19 protein-coding genes and 1 tRNA gene are annotated in these 19,600 nt (G+C 70.6%); 16 read left to right on the top strand and 4 right to left on the bottom strand.

The window, feature by feature from the left end; translation table 11 throughout:
* Positions 1-3: 3 nt before the first annotated feature.
* On the top strand, positions 4-1,131 hold the full coding sequence (locus tag ABXS86_RS14515) for a LacI family DNA-binding transcriptional regulator (protein WP_353664936.1): 1,128 nt from the start codon (positions 4-6) through the stop codon (positions 1,129-1,131).
* 156 nt (positions 1,132-1,287) lie between these two features.
* On the opposite strand, the gene ABXS86_RS14520 is transcribed toward ABXS86_RS14515, so the two are convergent.
* The gene (locus ABXS86_RS14520; RefSeq protein ID WP_353664937.1) at positions 1,288-2,823 is read right to left on the bottom strand and encodes a PucR family transcriptional regulator; all 1,536 of its coding nucleotides are present in this window, start codon (positions 2,821-2,823) and stop codon (positions 1,288-1,290) included.
* A 92-nt stretch (positions 2,824-2,915) separates the two neighbouring features.
* Between ABXS86_RS14520 and gabT the strand changes: the two genes are divergently transcribed.
* From gabT to nusG, 8 genes are all read left to right on the top strand, one after another.
* Complete coding sequence (gabT, locus tag ABXS86_RS14525; RefSeq protein ID WP_353664938.1) at positions 2,916-4,265, top strand: 4-aminobutyrate--2-oxoglutarate transaminase; 1,350 nt, start codon at positions 2,916-2,918, stop codon at positions 4,263-4,265.
* Between the two features lie 91 nt (positions 4,266-4,356).
* Positions 4,357-5,817, top strand: a complete 1,461-nt coding sequence (locus ABXS86_RS14530; protein ID WP_353664939.1) for a flavin monoamine oxidase family protein — start codon at positions 4,357-4,359, stop codon at positions 5,815-5,817.
* Positions 5,814-6,686: a universal stress protein gene (locus tag ABXS86_RS14535; RefSeq protein ID WP_353664940.1), complete on the top strand. Its 873-nt coding sequence runs from the start codon at positions 5,814-5,816 to the stop codon at positions 6,684-6,686. The genes ABXS86_RS14530 and ABXS86_RS14535 overlap by 4 nt, the downstream gene beginning before the upstream one ends.
* Complete coding sequence (locus ABXS86_RS14540; RefSeq protein WP_353664941.1) at positions 6,683-8,242, top strand: APC family permease; 1,560 nt, start codon at positions 6,683-6,685, stop codon at positions 8,240-8,242. The genes ABXS86_RS14535 and ABXS86_RS14540 overlap by 4 nt, the downstream gene beginning before the upstream one ends.
* 22 nt (positions 8,243-8,264) lie before the next feature.
* Positions 8,265-9,626: an NAD-dependent succinate-semialdehyde dehydrogenase gene (locus ABXS86_RS14545; RefSeq protein ID WP_307213340.1), complete on the top strand. Its 1,362-nt coding sequence runs from the start codon at positions 8,265-8,267 to the stop codon at positions 9,624-9,626.
* Between the two features lie 241 nt (positions 9,627-9,867).
* A tRNA-Trp gene (locus ABXS86_RS14550) sits at positions 9,868-9,940 on the top strand.
* Between the two features lie 42 nt (positions 9,941-9,982).
* On the top strand, positions 9,983-10,258 hold the full coding sequence (secE, locus tag ABXS86_RS14555) for a preprotein translocase subunit SecE (RefSeq protein WP_144832746.1): 276 nt from the start codon (positions 9,983-9,985) through the stop codon (positions 10,256-10,258).
* Positions 10,259-10,317: 59 nt separating this feature from the next.
* Entirely contained in the window at positions 10,318-11,442 is a 1,125-nt protein-coding gene (gene nusG, locus ABXS86_RS14560; RefSeq protein ID WP_353664942.1) for a transcription termination/antitermination protein NusG, read from the top strand.
* Positions 11,443-11,625: 183 nt separating this feature from the next.
* Here the strand turns inward: nusG and ABXS86_RS14565 are convergent, their stop codons facing one another.
* Positions 11,626-12,594 carry a hypothetical protein gene (locus ABXS86_RS14565; RefSeq protein ID WP_353664943.1) on the bottom strand — a complete coding sequence of 323 codons (969 nt, stop codon included), beginning with the start codon at positions 12,592-12,594 and terminating at the stop codon, positions 11,626-11,628.
* Positions 12,595-12,908: 314 nt separating this feature from the next.
* On the opposite strand from ABXS86_RS14565, the gene rplK reads away from it, so the two are divergent.
* The 6 genes from rplK to ABXS86_RS14595 all read left to right on the top strand — a co-directional run bounded on the left by rplK (position 12,909) and on the right by ABXS86_RS14595 (position 17,634).
* Entirely contained in the window at positions 12,909-13,340 is a 432-nt protein-coding gene (gene rplK / locus ABXS86_RS14570; protein ID WP_013585556.1) for a 50S ribosomal protein L11, read from the top strand.
* Positions 13,341-13,351: 11 nt separating this feature from the next.
* Positions 13,352-14,044, top strand: a complete 693-nt coding sequence (gene rplA, locus ABXS86_RS14575; RefSeq protein WP_144832750.1) for a 50S ribosomal protein L1 — start codon at positions 13,352-13,354, stop codon at positions 14,042-14,044.
* Positions 14,045-14,243: 199 nt separating this feature from the next.
* Entirely contained in the window at positions 14,244-15,047 is an 804-nt protein-coding gene (locus ABXS86_RS14580; protein WP_307213329.1) for an amino acid ABC transporter substrate-binding protein, read from the top strand.
* A gap of 112 nt (positions 15,048-15,159) precedes the next feature.
* Entirely contained in the window at positions 15,160-15,825 is a 666-nt protein-coding gene (locus ABXS86_RS14585) for an amino acid ABC transporter permease (protein WP_307213327.1), read from the top strand.
* The gene (locus tag ABXS86_RS14590; protein WP_154097361.1) at positions 15,812-16,588 is read left to right on the top strand and encodes an amino acid ABC transporter ATP-binding protein; all 777 of its coding nucleotides are present in this window, start codon (positions 15,812-15,814) and stop codon (positions 16,586-16,588) included. Before ABXS86_RS14585 ends, ABXS86_RS14590 begins: the two co-directional genes overlap by 14 nt.
* A 2-nt stretch (positions 16,589-16,590) precedes the next feature.
* Complete coding sequence (locus ABXS86_RS14595) at positions 16,591-17,634, top strand: NAD(P)H-dependent flavin oxidoreductase (protein ID WP_353664944.1); 1,044 nt, start codon at positions 16,591-16,593, stop codon at positions 17,632-17,634.
* Here ABXS86_RS14595 and ABXS86_RS14600 read toward each other — a convergent pair.
* Both ABXS86_RS14600 and lysE read right to left on the bottom strand, forming a co-directional pair.
* Positions 17,631-17,906, bottom strand: a complete 276-nt coding sequence (locus ABXS86_RS14600) for an acylphosphatase (RefSeq protein WP_144832758.1) — start codon at positions 17,904-17,906, stop codon at positions 17,631-17,633. The genes ABXS86_RS14595 and ABXS86_RS14600 overlap by 4 nt on opposite strands.
* Positions 17,907-17,963: 57 nt before the next feature.
* A complete protein-coding gene (gene lysE, locus ABXS86_RS14605) occupies positions 17,964-18,668 on the bottom strand; it encodes an L-lysine exporter (RefSeq protein WP_353664945.1) in 705 nt (234 codons plus the stop codon).
* Between the two features lie 28 nt (positions 18,669-18,696).
* Here lysE and ABXS86_RS14610 point away from each other — a divergent pair, with 28 nt between their 5' ends.
* Positions 18,697-19,584, top strand: a complete 888-nt coding sequence (locus ABXS86_RS14610) for a LysR family transcriptional regulator ArgP (protein WP_353664946.1) — start codon at positions 18,697-18,699, stop codon at positions 19,582-19,584.
* Positions 19,585-19,600 lie beyond the last annotated feature (16 nt).

The raw sequence follows: 19,600 nt of genomic DNA on the forward strand, positions 1-19,600 counted from the left end.
CCGATGGCGGAGGGACAGACGACGCGTCGACCGACCGTGTACGACGTCGCGCAAGAGGCGAACGTCTCGATCGCGTCGGTGTCGTTCGCGTTCCGCCGACCCGACAAGCTCAGCGACGCGACGCGCGAACGTGTGCTCGATGCCGCGCGACGTCTGGGGTACGCCCCCAGTGCGGCCGCCCGCGGCCTCGCGCGCGGTCGCACGGGAATCCTCGGCCTGCACGCCTTCGACCTGTTGCTGGAGCGCCCCGATCCGCTCGCACGGCCCCTCAGCGGCTTGAAGTCGCCGCGGCTCGACACCGGGTCGCCCATCGGCTGGGAGGACACCGACGACGAGGTGCTGAGCGACCCGCGAGCCTTCCCCCTGTACGTCGACGAGGTGCAGCGCGGCTTCGAGCTCGAGTGCTGGGCGCTCGGGCGCCCCGTGATGCTCAGCAGCGGTTCCGACACCGATGTGTCGGTCGCTGACACCGTGGGGCGCGTCGACGGGCTGGCGATCTTCCCGTCGCCGCAGACCGCGCCGACGCTCGCCCGGCACTCGCCGTCGATCCCCATCGTGCTGTTCAGCACGGCTCCCGCCGATGACGCGCATCATCGTGTGCGCGTCGACAACGCCGGCGGCATGCGCGCCCTCGTGTCGCATCTGATCGACGACCACGCCGCGACCGATCTCGCGTTCGTGGGGCGGCCCGAGGCGGCCGACGTGGTCGAGCGTCACGACGCGATGCTCGCGGAACTGCGGGATCGCGGCATCCGGTCTCGCCCGGGCGTCGTGGATGCCACCGTCCGCGGCACCGACGACCTCGTGCCGCAGGTGCGCGCGCTGATCGCGGCGGGGCGGATGCCGCAGGCCTTCGTCTGCGCGTCGGATCAGCACGCGTTCGCCTTGCTCGACGCCCTCGAGGCCGAGGGCTTGCGCGTGCCCGACGACGTGGTGGTCACCGGCTTCGACGGCACCCTCGGCTCGCGCCTGACGACTCCGGCCCTGACCACCGTGCGTCAGCCGATGGAGGCGATGGGGCGCGCGGCGGCCCGCATCCTCGCCGGAACCGCGGGTGCCGCTCCGTCCGGTGGCGCGTTCGACATCGTCTTCGAGGCCAGGGTCGTAGTGCGCCGCAGCTGCGGCTGCTGAGCGGGCGCGGGGGCCGCGCCGTCGTGCGGATCCGGCGGGCGACGCGCCGGGCCGGGGGCACCGGCATCCGGCGTGTCGGGCGTCACGTCCGCGTGACGGCGCCCGCGGCAGCGCGAGTCGGGCGTCACGTCCGCGCGACGGCGCCCGCGGCCCGGCCTACTCCGCGAGCCGCAGTGCCGCCCACAGCTCGGCGCGCGCGCCGAACGATGACAGGTCGCGATCGAGCACGCGCTCGGCCTGGGCGACGCGGGCGCGCACGGTGTGACGGTGGATGCCGAGGGCTTGAGCGGTCGCCTCGTGCGAGCAGTCGTGGGCGAGCCAGGCGTCCAGCGTCTCGAGCAGCGCGGACCCCTGCGTCTCGTCGTAGCTGCGCAGCGGAACCAGTGCGCCCGCGGCGACGGTGCGTGCGGCCTCGGAGCCGAGGGCGGCGAGAAGTCCCGCGCGTGCGGTGTCGGCGAAGTCGGCGACCCCGGGCGTGGCCAGCCGGTCGCGTGCGGTGCGGGCCTGGGTCAGGGCGGCCGAGAAGGCGTCGTAGCCGGTGGGCGCCGAGCACCCGACGACGATCTCGAACCGGTCGGCGACCTCGGCCAGCGTGTCGCGCGCGCCGGCGGGCACGACGATGACGAGTCCGTCGTCGCCGCGTCCGAAGAACACCTCGCCGCGGCGCTCCTGAGCACGCAGCTCGAGCCACTCGGCGAGGGCGGTGGAGCGGGCGGATGCCGCGGGCGTCAGCGCCACCACGACCGGCGCGGTCGGCAGCGGGCCGAACAGGTCGCGGCCCGCGCGCCGGGCCAGCGCGGGATCGTCGGTCGCGAGCGACTGCACGAGCCCGGCGCGGAAGGTGCCGATGGCCCGACCGAGTCCGTCCTGCTGCTCGAGGGCGAGGGCGGCCATCGCGACCACGGCGGTCACGACGCTGCGCGCCTCGTGGTCGAGGTCGTCGGCCGCGAGCGCGAGAACTCCGCGCAGGTGCCCGCCGCGGCCCAGGGTCTGCAGGCTCACCGAGGTGTCGCCCGGGCGCACGGTCGACGCGGCGCGCGTTCCTCGGCGGAGCATCGTCGTGACCTCGGCGGCGACGACGTCGAGGGCGGGGGAGGCGAGTCGACCCGGAGGGTGCTCGGTGCTCAGGGTGCCGGCCGCGTCGAACAGTCCGACCCAGCAGTCCAGCTGCCGCGAGAGTTCGGCGAGGGTCGCCGACAGGCCGTCGGGGCGGAGGGCCGCGAGCGAGACCGCGCGCTGGGCCGACAGCGACCAGCTGCGCCGCGCGTACGACTCGGCGGCGATGGCCTCGGCGCCGGCGCGGGCCACCGCGATGAAGGGGGTGCGGTAAGGCACCTCGAACAGCGGCATCCCGCCGGCCAGGCACGCCGCCGACAGTCCCGCCGGAATGCCCTCGCGCACGACCTCGGTGCCGAAGCCCAGGCCGCGCACCCCCCGCGCGAGCAGGCGCCCGACGTAGGAGTCGTAATCGGCCGGGGCGGCGTCGGCGAACTGGGTGCCCGTGGTCAGCAGCACGAGTCCCTCGCTGAGGAACGGCGTCGGATCGGCGAGGTCGCTGGAGTGCACCCACCGCACGGCCCGGTCGATGCTACCGGCGGGCAGCTCGGCTTCGTCGACGACCAGGCGCAGGTGCAGGTCGGCGCGGGCGAGTAGGGCGCGCAGGCTCGGCGGGGCGACGGCGCTGTCGGCCATGGATACTCCTGTACGAGACGTATATGAGGGCGCATGCGACTGTACAGGCAGGAGAGTGCGGGCCGTGCGGCGGCGTCCGTAGCATCGCCGCCATGAGCCTCGACACCCTTCCCCTCGTCGGCGGTCCGACCCTTCCGCAGGAGCGCCGCCTCGTCACCGCCATCCCCGGCCCGCGCTCGCAGGAGCTCCTCGAGCGCAAGGCCGCCGCCGTGGCATCCGGAGTCGGCCACACCGTGCCGATCCAGGCCGTCGCGGCCGGAGGGGGAGTCGTCGTCGACGCCGACGGCAACTCGCTCATCGACCTCGGCTCGGGCATCGCCGTCACCAGCGTCGGCAACGCCCACCCCGCGGTCGTGAAGGCCGTGCAGGACCAGGTGGCCGCGTTCACCCACACGTGCTTCATGATCTCGCCGTACGACTCGTACGTCTCCGTCGCCGAGGCGCTGAACCGCCTCACCCCCGGCGATCACGCGAAGAAGAGCGCGTTGTTCAACTCGGGCGCCGAGGCGGTCGAGAACGCCGTCAAGATCGCCCGCAAGTTCACCGGTCGTCAGGCGGTCGTCGCGTTCGACCACGCGTACCACGGCCGCACCAACCTCACGATGGCGCTGACGGCGAAGAACATGCCGTACAAGAGCGGCTTCGGCCCCTTCGCCGCCGAGGTCTACCGCGCTCCGCTGTCGTACCCGTTCCGTGACGGGCTCTCGGGACCGGATGCCGCGGCCAAGGCCATCTCGCTGATCGAGAAGCAGGTCGGCGCCGAGAACCTCGCCGCGGTCATCATCGAGCCCATCCAGGGCGAGGGCGGGTTCATCGTGCCCGCCGACGGCTTCCTCAACGCGATCGTCGACTGGTGCCGCGACAACGGCGTCGTCTTCATCGCCGACGAGGTGCAGTCGGGCTTCGCCCGCACCGGCGCGATGTTCGCCAGCGAGCACTTCGGCATCGTCCCCGACCTCGTCACCACGGCCAAGGGCATCGCCGGCGGTCTGCCGCTGGCGGCGGTCACGGGCCGCGCCGAGATCATGGACGCCACCCACACCGGCGGCCTCGGCGGCACCTACGGCGGAAACCCCGTCGCCTGCGCCGCCGCGCTGGCCTCGATCGACGCCTTCGAGAACGAGGGGTTCGTCGAGCGCGCCCGCGAGATCGGCGAGCTGCTGCTCGGCCGCCTCCGCGAGATGCAGCAGAGCGACCCGCGCATCGGCGACGTCCGCGGCCACGGCGCGATGATCGCCGCCGAGTTCGTCGACCCCGCCACCGGCGCCCCCGACGCCGCCCTCACCTCGGCCGTCGCCAAGGCGGCGATCGCCGAAGGCGTGATCGTGCTCACCTGCGGTACGTACGGCAACGTCATCCGGTTCCTGCCCCCGCTGTCGATCGGCGACGACCTGCTCACCGAGGGCCTCGACGTCGTCGCCGCGGCCCTCGCGCGCAGCTGACAGGCGTCCCGACGGCGGCGGAAGACCCGAGAGCCCGCCGCCGTCGGGGCCACACTCTTCGACTTCGAACGACAAACCTAAGGACGCTTTCATGGACGAGATCACCCGAGACGTGGTCGTCATCGGAGCCGGCGCCGCCGGCCTGACCGCCGCCAACGACCTGCGCACGGCCGGACTGTCGGTCGTCGTGCTCGAGGCGCGCGACCGCGTCGGCGGGCGCCTGTGGACCGACGTGGTCGACGGCGCGATGCTCGAGCTCGGCGGCCAGTGGGTCTCGCCCGACCAGACGGCGCTCATCGACACCGTCGCCGACCTGGGGCTCGAGACCTACAGCCGCTACCGCGAGGGCGACAGCGTCTACGTCGGTCCCGACGGCGACGCCAAGCGTTTCACGGGCGAGATGTTCCCCGTCGCGCCCGAGACCGAGAAGGTGATCGACGACATCACCGCCCGTCTCGATCGGATGGTCGCCGAGATCGACCCCGACAAGCCGTGGGAGCACCCGAACGCCGCCGAGTGGGACAAGATCTCGTGGGACGCGTGGCTGCGCGAGCAGACCGACGACGACGAGGCCGTGCGCAACCTGGCCTTCGCGACCGGTTCGGCGATGCTCACCAAGCCCACGCACACCTTCTCGCTGTTGCAGTCGCTGCTCATGGCGGCCTCCGCCGGCTCGTACTCGAACCTCGTCGACGCCGACTTCATCCTCGACAAGCGCGTCGCCGGCGGCCTCCAGCAGGTTCCCGAACTGCTCGCCGAGCGCCTCGGCGACGACGTGATCCTCAACCAGCCCGTGCGCCGCATCGTCTGGGGTGCCGCATCGGCGACCCCCGCGACCCCCGCCGACGCGGCCACGGGGCAGCGCGTCGCCGACCTGCGCGCGCTGACCGCCCGCGTCGATGCGGCGAAGTCCTCGACCGACGGGGTCACGGTGATCGCCGACGGCGTCACGGTGCGTGCCCGCTTCGCCGTGCTGGCGCTCGCGCCCGTGCTCTACTCGCGCATCTCGTTCGAGCCTCCGCTGCCGCGCGTGCAGCACCAGATGCACCAGCACATCTCGATGGGCTTCGTCATCAAGGTGCACGCCGTCTACGAAACGCCGTTCTGGCGTGACAAGGGCCTGTCGGGCACCGCGTTCAGCCCCTACGAGCTCGTGCACGAGGCCTACGACAACACCAACCACGGCGACGAGCGCGGCACCCTGGTCGGCTTCGTGTCCGACCAGAACGCCGACGACGTCTTCCGTCTCAGCGCCGAGGAGCGCCGCGAGCGCATCCTCGAGTCGCTGTCGCACTACTACGGCCCCGAGGCGAAGAACCCCGTCGTCTACTACGAGAGCGACTGGGGCACCGAGGAGTGGACGCGCGGCGCCTACGCCGCGAGCTTCGACATGGGCGGTCTGCACCGCTACGGCGCCGACCTGCGCGAGCCCGTCGGCGCGATCCACCTCGCCTGCAGCGACATGGCCGGCGCGGGCTACCAGCACGTCGACGGAGCGATCCGTCAGGGGCATCGCGCCGCCGACGAGATCCTCGAGCGGACGCGCGGATGAGCGGCGACCGCGTCGTCGTCGGCTACACGGCGACCGACGCGGGCACCGACGCCCTCGCCCTCGGGGCGCGGCTGGGTGCCGCGCTCGACACCTCCGTCCACGTCGTGGTCGTGCTGCCCTCGGCCGAGAACAACGTCTCGATCCCGACGGATGCCGGTTACGAGCGTCTCGTGCAGGACACCGCGCGCGGCTGGCTGCGCGAGGCGCTGGCGCCGTATCCCGGCATCCGGGGGCACGTGCGTTTCGCGTCGTCCGTCTCCGACGGCCTGGTCTCGGCGGCGGAGGAGTTCGGGGCGGCCGTGATCGTCGTCGGCACCGGCGGGGGAGGGCCGCGCGGCCGGCACCGCCTTGGCACGACGGCCGAAGAGCTCGTGCATTCCGCTCCCGTCCCCGTCGCCCTGGCGCCCGAGGGTGCGCGCGACGTCGATCCCGCCGTGGGGCTCCCGCGCATCACCGCCGCGATCGGCACCCGCCCCGGAGCCGACGTGCTGCTCGACACCGCGGCATCCGTCTCCCGTCGGGCGAACGCTCCGCTGCGACTCCTCTCGCTCGCGGGGGTCGACCTGCCGGGGCGCGTCGACGCGTCGCTGACCCGGCTGACCGGTCAGGCGCACGCCGAGAGCGTGCTCGAGTCGGTCCGTACGGCCCTCCCGGCCGAGATCGAGGCCGAGGCCGTCGTCGGCGCGGGCTCCGATATCGAAGACGCCGTGTCGCGCATCGACTGGATGCCGGGCGAAGTCGCCCTCGTGGGGTCCAGCCGGCTCGCCCAGCCGCGCCGGCTGTTCCTCGGCTCCACCGCAGGGCGGATCCTCCGCGCCCTGCCCGTTCCCATGATCGTGGTGCCCCGCACCTCGGAGACCTCCTCATGACCACATCTCGCAACGAGGCGAGCCCCGCACCCGACAGCGCCGTCACCACCGGCATCTCCAACAAGGGGCTCCGGGTCGGCTCGATCGGCATGATCGGCGCCGTCGTCATCGGCATCTCGACCATCGCCCCCGCTTACACGCTCACCGGGGCCCTCGGTCCGACGGTCTCGGCCGTCGGGTTCCAGGTGCCCGCGATCATCCTCGTCGGGTTCATCCCGATGCTGCTGGTGGCCCTCGGCTATCGCGAACTGAATTCGCGGATGCCGGATGCCGGGACCTCGTTCACGTGGGCGACCCGCGCCTTCGGGCCCTGGATCGGCTGGATGGCCGGATGGGGTCTGATCGCTGCGACCGTGATCGTGCTGTCGAACCTCGCCGGCATCGCGGTGGACTTCCTGTTCCTGCTCATCGCGCAGATCAGCGGCAACGCCGAGATCGCCGAGCTCACGCGGGTCGTGCCGATCAACATCGCCGTGTGCCTGCTGTTCATGCTGCTGGCCACGATCGTGTCGTACCGCGACCTGCAGACCACCCAGCGTCTGCAGTATGGCCTCGTCGGCTTCCAGATCCTCGTGCTTCTGGTGTTCGCCGGGGCCGCGGTCGTCGAGATGACGAACGGCAACGCCTTCGACGCGAGCCCCGTGCAGCTGTCGTGGTTCAACCCGTTCGAGGTCGACTCGTTCAGTGCGTTCGCCGCCGGGCTCTCGCTGTCGATCTTCATCTTCTGGGGGTGGGACGTCATCCTCACGATGAACGAGGAGACGAAGGATCCCGACAAGACCCCCGGTCGCGCGGCCACCGTCACGGTGTTCCTGATCGTCGCGCTGTACCTGTTCATCGCCGTCGCGCTGCTGATGTTCGCCGGCAACGGCACGGGCGAACTGGGACTGGGTAACGAAGACATCCAGGAGAACGTCTTCTTCCACCTCTCGGGACCAATCCTCGGCCCCCTCGCCTTCCTCGTCTCGCTCGCCGTGCTCACCAGCTCCGCGTCATCGCTGCAGGCGACCTTCGTCGGCCCCGCCCGCACTCTCCTCGCGATGGCGCACTACGACGCGCTGCCGGCGAAGTTCGCGAAGGTCAGCCCGCGCTTCTTCACGCCCGGCTACGCCACCATCGTGTCGGCCATCGTGGCATCCGTGTTCTACGCCGTCATGCGCGTGCTCAGCGAGAACGTGCTCACCGACACCATCACGGCCCTCGGCGCGATGATCTGCTTCTACTACGGCCTCACGGCCTTCGCGTGCGTCTGGTACTTCCGCAAGCAGTGGTTCGACTCGGTGCGCAACGTGCTGCTGACCCTGCTCGCCCCGCTCGTGGGCGGAGTGATCCTCGCGGTGCTCTTCGTCACCACGCTGATCGACAGCGCGAGCCCCGACTACGGCTCGGGCTCCGAGATCGGGGGAGTGGGCCTGGTCTTCGTCATCACGGTGGTCATCATCGTGGTGGGGATCGTCCTCATGATCGCCCAGCGCGTGAAGAGCCCCGGCTTCTTCCGCGGTGAGACCCTGGGACGCGAGGCGCCCGCCAGCGCCCGCCGTCGCCGCACGACCTGACAACGAAACGAAAAGGAGCACCATGAGCGACTACGCCGTCGTCAATCCCGCCACCGGCGAGACCCTCGCCGAGTACGACACGCTGAGCGACTCCGGGGTCGAAGAGGCCATCGCCTCCGCCCACGAGGGCTACCGCGTGTGGGCGGCGACCGCCCCGGCCGAGCGCGCCACGGCCATTCGCCGCGTCGCCGAGCTGCACCGCGAGCGCCGCGACGAGCTCGCGGCCATCATCGTGCGCGAGATGGGCAAGCCCCTCGAGGCCGCTCTGGGCGAGGTCGACTTCGCGGCCGACATCACCGAGTACTACGCCGACAACATCGACAAGATCACCGGCGACACCCCGCTCGACATCCTGGCCGAGGGCACCGCCGTGATCCGCCGCTCGCCGCTGGGCGTGCTGCTGGGCATCATGCCGTGGAACTTCCCGTACTACCAGGTCGCCCGTTTCGCGGCGCCCAACCTGGCGGTCGGCAACACGATCCTCCTCAAGCACGCTCCGCAGTGCCCCGAGTCGGCCGAGGCGCTCCAGGCGATCTACCGCGACGCGGGGCTCCCCGAGGGCGCGTACGTGAACATCCGCGCGACCAACGACCAGGCGGCGACCATCATCGCCGACCGTCGCGTGCAGGGCGTCTCGGTGACGGGTTCCGAGCGCGCCGGTGCCGCCGTCGCCGAGATCGCCGGCCGCAACCTCAAGAAGGTCGCGCTCGAGCTCGGCGGGTCCGACCCGTTCATCCTGCTGTCCACCGACGACCTCGACGCCGCGGTGCAGGCGGCCGTCGACGCCCGTCTCGACAACAACGGCCAGTCGTGCAACGCGGCCAAGCGCTTCATCGTCGCCGACGACCTGTACGACGGCTTCCTGTCGAAGTTCACCGCCGCCCTCGGTGAGGCCAAGGTGGGCGATCCCTTCGCCGACGACACCGTGCTCGGGCCCCTCTCGTCGCTCACCGCGGCCGAGCGGCTCGACGAGCAGGTGCAGCGCGCGCAGTCGCAGGGCGCCACCGTCGAGGTCGGCGGGAAGCGCGACGGGGCGTTCTACCCTGGCACCGTCCTCACCGGGGTGACCAAGGACATGGACGCCTACGGCGAGGAGTTCTTCGGCCCCGTGGGCGTGGTCTACCGGGTCTCGGGTGAAGACGAGGCCGTGGCACTGGCCAACGACACCGGCTACGGCCTGGGCTCGTACGTGTTCACCACGGATGCCGAGCAGGCCCAGCGCATCGCCGACAAGATCGAGGCCGGCATGGTCTACGTCAACCTCGTGCTCGCCGACTCGCCGGAGCTGCCCTTCGGCGGCGTCAAGCGCAGCGGCACCTCGCGCGAGATGGGCCTGCTGGCGGCCGACGAGTTCGTCAACAAGAAGCTCATCCGCTCGGCGTGACCCCCCACCGCACCCCTCGGTCCGCGCGCTCTCTTGCGCTGCGACCGCAGGGTGCGGCGCGCTCCGCGACATGCCCGGTGGGGTCGGCTCGGTTCGCCAGGTCCGACCTCATGACATAGACTGGGGAGTGCAGTCGAAATCTGCATTCTTTCGCCGTGCCCCCGGGCACGCGGCATCCCTCCCCGAGAGATTCCAGGCGGAACGCATGTCGGTTTCGAATCCTGGATCCCGTCGGGATCTTAGGGCGGTAGCTCAATTGGCAGAGCAGCGGTCTCCAAAACCGCAGGTTGCAGGTTCGATTCCTGTCCGCCCTGCGCACAGCGCACGCTGGCACACAGACAGACCTAGGTGGTTCGATGACGCAGGAAGAGGCGAAGGGCGAGATCGTCGCAGACCGCGGCGCGCCCCGCGAGAAGAAGCTGAACTTCTTCGCGCGGATCGCTCTCTTCATTCGTCAGGTCTTCGCAGAATTGCGCAAGGTCGTCACGCCGACGCGGCAGGAGCTCCTGAAGTTCACCGCCGTCGTCCTCGGGTTCGTCGTCGTCATGATGGCGATCGTCTACGGCCTCGACGTGCTGTTCGTGTGGATCACCACCGCCGTCTTCGGCGTCCCCGGTACCGCCGGCGCCTGACCGCGTCTGGACGGACGCGCGGCGCCTGGAGCGGCCGCCTCTGAACGGAAGAGATCACAGTGTCTGAAAGATATGTCGACGACGCCGACTGGGCGACGGCAGCCGAGCAGTCCAGCGAGGACGACGAGGCCCAAGAAGGCAACGTGCTCGAATCGCAGGAGCGCGCCTCCGACTCGGCCGAGCACTCCGCCGTGCACGTCGTCGACGACGAGACCGACACCGACGACGCCGACCTCGGCGACATCGACATCACCGACCCGGAGGCGGACGCGATCGTGAACGACGCTCTCGAGATCGACGAGACCAGCGAGGCCGAGGCCGCCGCCGAGGTGCTCACCGAAGCCCTCGCCGAGGAGCAGGCCGAAGAGGCCGCCGAGGTCGCCGACGAGGTCACCCCCTACGACGGTCCCGACATCAACGGCGAGCCCGACGCGCCCGTGCTCGACGAGGACTTCGTCGACGAGGTCTCCGCCGCGGCATCCGTCGTCGACGAGGCCGAGGCGTCCGAGTCGCCGGCCGACGCCGCGACCGATGTCGACGCCGACGAGACCGACGAAGACGCCGACCCGTACGAGGCGTTCCGCGCCGAGCTGCGTTCGCTCCCCGGCAAGTGGTTCGTCATCCACTCCTACGCCGGTTTCGAGCGCAAGGTGAAGGCCAACATCGAGCAGCGCAAGTCGACGCTCGAGGTCGAGGACGACATCTACCAGGTCGAGGTCCCCATGGAGGACGTCGTCGAGATCAAGAACGGCCAGCGCAAGATGGTCAACCGCGTGCGCATCCCCGGCTACGTGCTGGTGCGCATGGACCTCAACGAAGACACCTGGTCGGTCGTGCGTCACACCCCCGGTGTTACGGGCTTCGTGGGCAACGCCCACAACCCCACGCCGCTGCGCTTCGAAGAGGCCTTCAACATGCTGAAGAGCCTCGTCGAGGTCAAGGAAGCCGCTCCCGCGAAGGGCGGCGCCGTCAAGGGTGCTCCGACCGCGCAGCGCGTCATCCCCGCCGAAGTCGACTTCGAGACCGGCGAGACGATCACGATCAAGGAGGGCTCGTTCGCGGGTCTTCCCGGCACGATCAGCGAGATCAAGCCCGAGAGCGGCAAGCTCACGGTGCTGGTGTCGCTCTTCGAGCGCGAGACCCCGGTCGAGCTGTCGTTCGACCAGGTCACCAAGATGGTCTGACGCCCACCCGCGTCTTCGCGAACGCCCCGCCCGGCTCGTCCGGCGGGGCGTTCGCCGTTTGCCTGGCGCCCGTTGCGCATAAACGCCATCCGGACGCATGCACGCGCTGTCCTCGCGTTTCTGCGCGTCGATCGCGTTTATGCGTGAGATCTGCGTGGCGGCGGTCATGCGCGTCGATCGCGTTCAGACCGGTCCCGTGGAGCGGGGGTTCCTCCCGACGGATGCCAGGGCGGCGACCTCGGCGCGACGCACGGGTCTCAGTCCGGCGGCATGGAGGGCGTTGCGCAGCCCGTCGACACCAAGTGCTCCGGCGTAGTCCCAGCGGGCGACGCGCCACCCTCGCCGTCGGAGCGCGTCTTCGCGACGCTTCTCTGCTCGAACGGCGTTGGCCGCTGCGGTGGCATCCGTGTTGCTGTACTTCACCCACCCATCGATCTCGCCGATGACCCTCTGCTCCGGCCAACAGAAGTCCGACCGATAGATGCGCCCATCGACGTGATGCTCGGTCTGGAGCGCGGGTGTGGGCAACCCGCACCATTCGATGACCGCTCGACTGATCGACTCGCCCGGCGACTCCGCCAACGGCGTCGCGCGCGACAGCGCCCACTGTGCGCGTCGTGCTCCGAAGGCGTTCCGCTGCGCGGCGGCGCCGTCGATCAACCGCCGCCCCTCGAGCTCGAAAGACCGCAACGCGGCGTCGGCAACGGCGACGCCCAATGCAGGGGGTAGCACTCGAACGAGGTCGATGACGACGTCCTCGACGACGCTGAGACGGATGCCGGCCCACGAGCACGTCGTTCGAGCGTCGGCGCTCGTGTGTACGGCGACGTCGCCGTATGTCACCGACCGTGAGCGGCGTCCGTCGAAGATGTGGATCGCTCGGGGGTGCCCGAAGATCGGGAGGCCCAGCAGGGCGGCGGCGGACTCGTGCGAGAACACGGCATCCGCTCGCGCCAGGGCGAACGCGTGGACGCGAACGAGGTACCGTTCCCACGGTGGCAGCGCCTCCCACTCGGAGCGGACCGTGTACACGCCGGCGCGCACGCGGAGCAACGACTCATCGCGCCACAGCGGCGGTCCGGTCCGTGGGGCACTCGAGTCGCGGATGAGCGGTGCGGGGGAGGCGCGGAGGGAGTGGGGAGCGGTGTCCATCCGGCGAGGGTGCCAGGTTGCGGGCGACCGTGTTTCGCGGCTGTGGATAACTTCCGAGGGCCCGTCGCATAAACGCTCCTCGCGCGCAGAAACACGACGTCCACCCGTTTATGCGCGCGGATCGCGTTTATACCTGGGATGCGGCGCGGAACAGACCGCGCACGCCCCCGCCGGACCCGCGGATGCCGACGGGCGCGGCGTCGCGTATGATGGGGAGGTTGCGTGCGTCAGCGCGCGACGACCGCTGCCCGGAATCCGCCGGGTGTGCGGGAGAGAGGGAGCCGCCACGGCCCCGCTCGAGAGAGGAAAAGGATATGGCACCCAAGAAGAAGGTGACCGGCCTGATCAAGCTCCAGATCAAGGCGGGTGCGGCCAACCCCGCGCCCCCGATCGGTCCGGCGCTCGGTCAGCACGGCGTCAACATCATGGAGTTCTGCAAGGCGTACAACGCGGCGACCGAGGCCCAGCGCGGCAACGTCATCCCCGTCGAGATCACCGTCTACGAGGACCGCAGCTTCACGTTCATCCTGAAGACGCCCCCCGCCGCAGAGCTCATCAAGAAGGCCGCCGGTCTCGCCAAGGGCTCGTCGACGCCCCACACGGTCAAGGTGGGCAAGCTCACCAAGGACCAGGTCCGCGAGATCGCCACCACGAAGCAGCCCGACCTGAACGCGAACGACATCGAGGCCGCCTCGAAGATCATCGCCGGCACCGCCCGTTCCATGGGCATCACGGTCGAGGACTGAGGGAGATAACAATGGCTACCAAGTCCAAGGCATTCCGCGCCGCTGCTGAGAAGATCGCGGCCGACACGTTCTACACCCCGACCGAGGCCGTCGCCCTCGCGAAGGAGACCGGCTCGAAGAAGTTCGACTCGACCGTCGAGGTCGCGCTGAAGCTCGCCGTCGACCCCCGTAAGGCCGACCAGATGGTCCGCGGCACGGTCATCCTGCCCCACGGCACGGGTAAGACCGCGCGCGTCATCGTCTTCGCCAACGGCCCCGCGGCCGAGGCGGCTCTCGCCGCCGGTGCCGACGAGGTCGGTGGCACCGAGCTCATCGAGAAGGTCGCCGGCGGCTACACCGCGTTCGACGCGGCCGTCGCCACGCCCGAGCTCATGGGCCAGGTCGGTCGCCTCGGTAAGGTCCTCGGACCCCGCGGCCTCATGCCGAACCCCAAGACCGGCACCGTGACCCCCAACCCGGCCAAGGCTGTCGAGGAGATCAAGGGCGGAAAGATCGAGTTCCGCGTCGACAAGCACGCCAACGTGCACTTCGTCGTCGGCAAGGCGTCGTTCACCGCTGAGCAGCTCGACGAGAACCTCGCCGCCGCTCTCGAGGAGATCGTCCGCCTCAAGCCGTCGAGCTCGAAGGGCCGTTACATCCAGAAGGGCGCCGTGTCGACCACGTTCGGCCCCGGCATCCCGCTGGACGTCAACTCCATCATGTGACATCCGTCACTTCGGAAGCCCCGTCGCGCCTTGCGCGGCGGGGCTTCTGCGTTCCTGGTGCGTGCACGATCGTGCAATACAGCGTCATCCGGGAAGACTCCGCCGCCGCGGCGTGTTCTGCTGGAGGGTGCGCTCGCGCACCGACCACGTCCGGCGCCGCACCGTGCCACCCCCCACACCACACATGTCTGGAACAGCTATGCCCCGTCGCCGTCTGACCGTCCTCGCCGCCACCCTGGGCCTGAGCGCCCTCGCGCTGACCGCCTGCAGCGGCGGCTCCTCCACGACCGACCCCGCCGCCGGCGCCGACCTCGGTCTGGTGTCGGGTGGCACGCTGACCGTCGCCACCGAGGGCACCTACCGCCCGTTCTCGTACCACGAGGGTGCCGGGGAGCTCACGGGCTTCGACGTCGAGATCGCCAAGGCCGTCGCCGACAAGCTCGGCCTGCAGGTGAAGTTCCAGGAGACCCAGTGGGACGCCATCTTCGCGGGCCTCGATGCGGGTCGCTTCGACGTCATCGCCAACCAGGTCTCGATCAACCCCGACCGTCAGGCGAAGTACGACTTCAGCTCGCCGTACACGGTGTCGCGCGGCGTGATCGTCACCACCGAAGACGACAACGCCATCTCGAGCTTCGCCGACCTGTCGGGCAAGACCACCGCGCAGTCGCTCACGAGCAACTGGTACGAGCTCGCGACCTCGAGCGGTGCTCAGGTCGAGGCCGTCGAGGGATGGGCGCAGGCCGTCGCGCTGCTCAAGCAGGGCCGCGTCGACGCCACGGTCAACGACCAGCTCACCTACCTCGACTACGAGAAGACGAACAGCCCCACGGGCCTGAAGATCGCCGCGCAGACCGACGACACCTCCGAGAGCGCGTTCGCGTTCAAGAAGGGTCAGGACAAGCTGGCGGATGCCGTGGACGGCGCCCTCGACGAGCTTCGCACCGACGGCACTCTCGCGCAGATCAGCGAGAAGTACTTCGGCGCAGACGTCACCCAGTAAGCCCGATGTAAAGCCCCGCGGATCATCCGCCACCCACCCGTAGCGTGGACGGCGGATGATCCGCTGTGGCGTCCGCCGCGGGTGATCCGCGCCCGCGCGAGGAAGGAAGCCCATGAACGACGTCTGGCCGCTCCTGGTCGAATCGTTCTGGCCCATGCTGCTGGCCGGCATCAAGGGCACGATCCCCCTGTCGCTCGCCTCGTTCGCGATCGGTCTCGTGATCGCCCTGGCGATGGCGCTCATGCGCCTCTCGCGCAACATCGTGCTGTCGGGCATCGCCCGGTTCTACATCTCGGTCATCCGCGGAACGCCGCTGCTCGTGCAGCTGTTCGTGATCTTCTTCGGCCTGCCGTCGGTAGGGCTCACGATCGATCCGTTCCCGGCGGCGGTCATCGCCTTCTCGCTGAACGTCGGCGGCTACGCTGCCGAGATCATCCGCGCGGCGATCCTCTCGGTCCCGCGCGGCCAGTGGGAGGCCGCGCACACCGTCGGCCTGTCGCCGACCAAGACGCTGACCCGCATCATCCTCCCGCAGGCGGCCCGGGTGTCGGTGCCGCCGCTGTCGAACACCTTCATCTCGCTGGTGAAGGACACGTCGCTGGCGTCGGTGATCCTCGTTACCGAGCTCCTTCGTCAGGCGCAGAACATCGCGGCGTTCTCGTACGAATTCCTCGCCGTCTACCTCGAGGCGGCGTTGATCTACTGGCTGTTCTGCCTGGTGCTGTCGTTCGGGCAGAACGCCCTCGAGAAGAGGCTGGACCGCCATGTCGCCCACTGAACCGTCCGCCCCGCTGCTCGCAGCGACCGGGCTGCAGAAGAGTTTCGGAACGAACCGCGTGCTCGACGGCGTCGATCTCGAGGTGCGCCGCGGTGACGTGCTCGTGCTGATCGGTCCGTCGGGGTCGGGCAAGACGACGGTGCTGCGCTGCCTGAACGGACTCGAGACCCCGGATGCCGGCGTCGTGGCGTTCGATCAGGGTCCGGTGGTCGAGTTCGGTGGCAAGGTGTCGAAGGCCGACCGCACGGCGCTGCGCGACAAGTCGGCGATGGTCTTCCAGCACCACAACCTGTTCCCGCACCTGACGGTGCTGCAGAACGTCATCGAGGGGCCGACGCAGGCGCACGGCGTCGCGAAGGCCGAGGCCATCGCCCGCGCCGACACTCTGCTGACCCGCTTCGGCCTCGCCGAGAAGCGCGACGCGTATCCCTCCGAGCTTTCAGGCGGACAGCAGCAGCGCGTCGGCATCGTGCGCGCCCTCGCGCTGCAGCCGCAGCTGCTGCTCTTCGACGAGCCCACCAGTGCCCTCGACCCGGAACTCGTGGGCGAGGTGCTGACGGTACTCCGCGAACTCGCGGCCGAGGGCTGGACGATGGTCATCGTGACGCACGAGCTCGGTTTCGCCCGTGAAGTCGCCGACGAGGTGCTCTTCTTCGACGGGGGAGTGATCGTCGAGCGCGGCACTCCGTCCGAGATCCTGCGTCAGCCCAAGATGGAGCGCACCAAGCGCTTCCTCGACCGACTCCTGCGACCGATGGACTGATCATGTCGCGTCTGCGGGAGGTGCTCGGCGTCGAGGTGCCGATCGTACTCGGCCCGTTCGGCGGCCTGTCGTCGGTGGGGCTGACGGCCGCGGTGAGCGAGGCGGGCGGGCTCGGATCGTTCGGCCTCTACGGCTACGCGGCCGAGCGCATCCGCGACACCGTCGCTTCCCTGCGCGCGGCGACCGACAAGACGATCGCCGTCAACCTGTGGATGCCGCGGGGCGACGAGGTCACCCCCGACGACGTCGACCTGCAGCGCTACGTCGACGCCGCGGGCGACCTCTTCGCGCGCGCAGGCATCTCCCGCCCCGAGGCGCCGCGCGCCTTCATCCCGCCCGTGGCCGAGCAGCTCGAGGCCGTCTTCGACGCGCGCCCCGACGTGCTGAGCGTCGTGTTCGGCGTTCCGGATGCCGCGACCCTCGCGACCGCACGAGAGCTCGGCATCCGCGTGATCGGAACGGCCACGTCGGTGGACGAGGCCCGCGCGCTCGATGCCGCGGGTGTCGACGCGATCGTGGCGACCGGAATGGAGGCGGGTGGTCACCGGGTCTCGTTCCTGCGCGACGCCTCGGCTTCGCTCGTCGGCACGTTCGCCCTCGTGCCCCAGGTCGTCGACGCCGTGGGGGTGCCGGTGATCGCGGCGGGGGGCATCGCCGATCGTCGGGGTGTCGCCGCGGCCTTCGCCCTGGGAGCCGAGGGCGTGCAGGTCGGCACCGCGTTCCTGCGCACGAGGCAGTCGGCGGCGACGCCGGCGCACCGTGAGGCGATCGCCTCGGCATCCGACACCACCACCGTTCTGACGACGGCGATGAGCGGTCGGCTCGCGCGCGGAGTGCCCAACGACGCGGTGCGCGCGATCGAGGAGTCCGGCGAGATCGCGCCCTTCCCGGCGCAGAACTGGCTCACGGGAGTGTTCCGTCAGGCCGCCGCGGCGAGGGGCGACGCCGAGTTGCTGTCGCTGTGGGCGGGCCAGGCTGCGGGCCTCGCGCGTCTCAATGATGCCGCCGACGTTCTCGCCGAGCTGCGGGCGGGTCTTCCGCTCTAGGCGGTCGCGCGGATCTCGAACCCGTCGCCGGGATCGGTGGTGCCCTCGATCACATCGACGTCGTCGACGCGGGCCGTCGACGGACCCTCGTGCGCCCAGGCGATGAGGGCTTCGACGGCGTCGGGATCGCCCGCCACCTGCGCCTCGACCGAGCCGTCGCGGCGGTTGCGCACCCATCCGCGCAGCCCGAGCCGTTGCGCCTCGTCGTGCAGTGCGTAGCGGAACCCCACGCCCTGCACGCGTCCGTTCACCGTGATCGTCGCCGTGCGCATGGGTCCATTCTCGTCGTCCCGTGGGCCGCGGATGCCCCGCGGCCGGCGAATCGCCGCTCAGTGCGGCAGGACGAGCGAGATCGCGATCGCGAACATCACCACGGCGATCACCGCGTCGAGGATGCGCCACGCGCGCGGGGTATCGAGCCACCGCCCGAGCCAGCGGGCGCCGAAGCCGAGCGAGGTGAACCACAGCACGCTCGCCACGCAGGCCCCGAGGGCGAAGGCCCACCGATCGTCGCCGTGGGTCGAGGCGACCGAGCCCAGCAGGAACACCGTGTCGAGGTACACGTGGGGGTTCAGCCACGTCAGGGCGAGGCATGTCGCGAGGGCCGCGGCCAGGGTCGTTCGAGCCGGACGGGTGCGCACGGCAGTACCCCCTGCGCGGGGGGAGGGGGCGGATGTCGCGCCTCCGTCGACCCGCAGGGTCTCGCCGCTCGGACGTAGGGCGCGCCTCGCGGCCAGCACGCCGTACCCCACGAGGAACGCCGCCCCCGCCCAGCGCACGACAGTGAGCAGCCACGGCACGGCCTGCAGCACGAGCCCGACGCCCGAGACGCCGAGCACGATGAGGATCGCATCGGACAGAGCGCACACCGCGACCACGGCGAGCAGGTGCTCGCGCCGGATGCCCTGGCGCAGCACGAAGAGGTTCTGGGCGCCGATCGCGACGATGAGCGACAGGCCGAGGCCGAGACCGGCGAAGACGGAGGGGAGCACGACGACGACGCTACGGTTGCCCAGAAGAAAAGAACAGCTCATTATTCTGATGAACCATTAGCATTGCTTCATGCCGGTCCCGCTCGATCTCGCTCGCACCCTCGCCGCCGTCGTCGACGAGGGCACCCTCGACGCCGCCGCCCGACGCCTGCACATCACCCCGTCGGCGGTCAGCCAGCGGCTGCGCGCGCTCGAGGACCAACTCGGACGCGTCGTGCTCGTGCGGTCCAAGCCCGTACGCACGACCGAGGCCGGCGACGCCGTGGTGCGCCTCGCCCGCCAGCTCGCCCTGCTCGAGCACGACGCCCTGGCCGCCCTGGGCGCGGAGGAGGGCTCGGTGGCATCCGTCGCCCTCGCCGTCAACGCGGACTCGCTCGCGACGTGGTTCCTGCCCCCGCTGGCGCGCGTGGCGGCGCGCCGCGCGGTGGTGTTCGACCTGCACCGCGACGACCAGGACTTCACGGCCGGGCTTCTCGAGAGCGGCACGGTCATGGCCGCCGTCACCTCGCGCGAGACCCCGGTGGCCGGGTGCCGGGTGCGCTCACTCGGGGTGCTGCGCTACGAAGCGGTGGCGACCGCGGGGTTCGCCGAGCGGTGGTTCGCTCGGGGGGCCGACGCCGACGCGCTCGCGGTGGCGCCGATCGTCGACTTCGACCGACGAGACGACCTGCAGACGCAGTGGCTCCTACGGCGCGGGGTCTCGCCGGCGGATCCTCCGCGGCACCGCGTGCCCGCCTCGCAGGACTTCGCCGCAGCGGTCGGGCTCGGGCTCGGGTGGGGGCTTCTGCCCGGGTTCCAGTCCGCCGAGGGGCTCACCCAGGGTCGCCTGGTGCGGCTCGGTGCCGATCCGGTCGACGTGCCCCTGTTCTGGCAGCAGTGGAACCTCACCTCTCCCTTGCTCGACGAGGTGGCCGACGAGATCGTCGGCGAGGGGCGGCGGATGCTCGCAGCCGGGTGACCCCCGGCTCCGCGGC

Source organism: Microbacterium sp. che218, assembly GCF_040436305.1.
GTDB classification, from domain to species: Bacteria; Actinomycetota; Actinomycetes; order Actinomycetales; family Microbacteriaceae; genus Microbacterium; species Microbacterium algihabitans.

Coding starts and splice junctions, on each gene's coding strand:
- rplK (WP_013585556.1), top strand. CDS start 12,909: ATGGCACCCAAGAAGAAGGTGACCGGCCTGATCAAGCTCCAGATCAAG.
- ABXS86_RS14600 (WP_144832758.1), bottom strand. CDS start 17,906: ATGCGCACGGCGACGATCACGGTGAACGGACGCGTGCAGGGCGTGGGG.
- gabT (WP_353664938.1), top strand. CDS start 2,916: ATGAGCCTCGACACCCTTCCCCTCGTCGGCGGTCCGACCCTTCCGCAG.
- ABXS86_RS14595 (WP_353664944.1), top strand. CDS start 16,591: ATGTCGCGTCTGCGGGAGGTGCTCGGCGTCGAGGTGCCGATCGTACTC.
- ABXS86_RS14580 (WP_307213329.1), top strand. CDS start 14,244: ATGCCCCGTCGCCGTCTGACCGTCCTCGCCGCCACCCTGGGCCTGAGC.
- ABXS86_RS14590 (WP_154097361.1), top strand. CDS start 15,812: ATGTCGCCCACTGAACCGTCCGCCCCGCTGCTCGCAGCGACCGGGCTG.
- ABXS86_RS14540 (WP_353664941.1), top strand. CDS start 6,683: ATGACCACATCTCGCAACGAGGCGAGCCCCGCACCCGACAGCGCCGTC.
- ABXS86_RS14535 (WP_353664940.1), top strand. CDS start 5,814: ATGAGCGGCGACCGCGTCGTCGTCGGCTACACGGCGACCGACGCGGGC.
- lysE (WP_353664945.1), bottom strand. CDS start 18,668: ATGAGCTGTTCTTTTCTTCTGGGCAACCGTAGCGTCGTCGTCGTGCTC.
- secE (WP_144832746.1), top strand. CDS start 9,983: ATGACGCAGGAAGAGGCGAAGGGCGAGATCGTCGCAGACCGCGGCGCG.
- rplA (WP_144832750.1), top strand. CDS start 13,352: ATGGCTACCAAGTCCAAGGCATTCCGCGCCGCTGCTGAGAAGATCGCG.
- ABXS86_RS14565 (WP_353664943.1), bottom strand. CDS start 12,594: ATGGACACCGCTCCCCACTCCCTCCGCGCCTCCCCCGCACCGCTCATC.
- ABXS86_RS14585 (WP_307213327.1), top strand. CDS start 15,160: ATGAACGACGTCTGGCCGCTCCTGGTCGAATCGTTCTGGCCCATGCTG.
- ABXS86_RS14530 (WP_353664939.1), top strand. CDS start 4,357: ATGGACGAGATCACCCGAGACGTGGTCGTCATCGGAGCCGGCGCCGCC.
- ABXS86_RS14520 (WP_353664937.1), bottom strand. CDS start 2,823: ATGGCCGACAGCGCCGTCGCCCCGCCGAGCCTGCGCGCCCTACTCGCC.
- ABXS86_RS14610 (WP_353664946.1), top strand. CDS start 18,697: ATGCCGGTCCCGCTCGATCTCGCTCGCACCCTCGCCGCCGTCGTCGAC.
- ABXS86_RS14545 (WP_307213340.1), top strand. CDS start 8,265: ATGAGCGACTACGCCGTCGTCAATCCCGCCACCGGCGAGACCCTCGCC.
- ABXS86_RS14515 (WP_353664936.1), top strand. CDS start 4: ATGGCGGAGGGACAGACGACGCGTCGACCGACCGTGTACGACGTCGCG.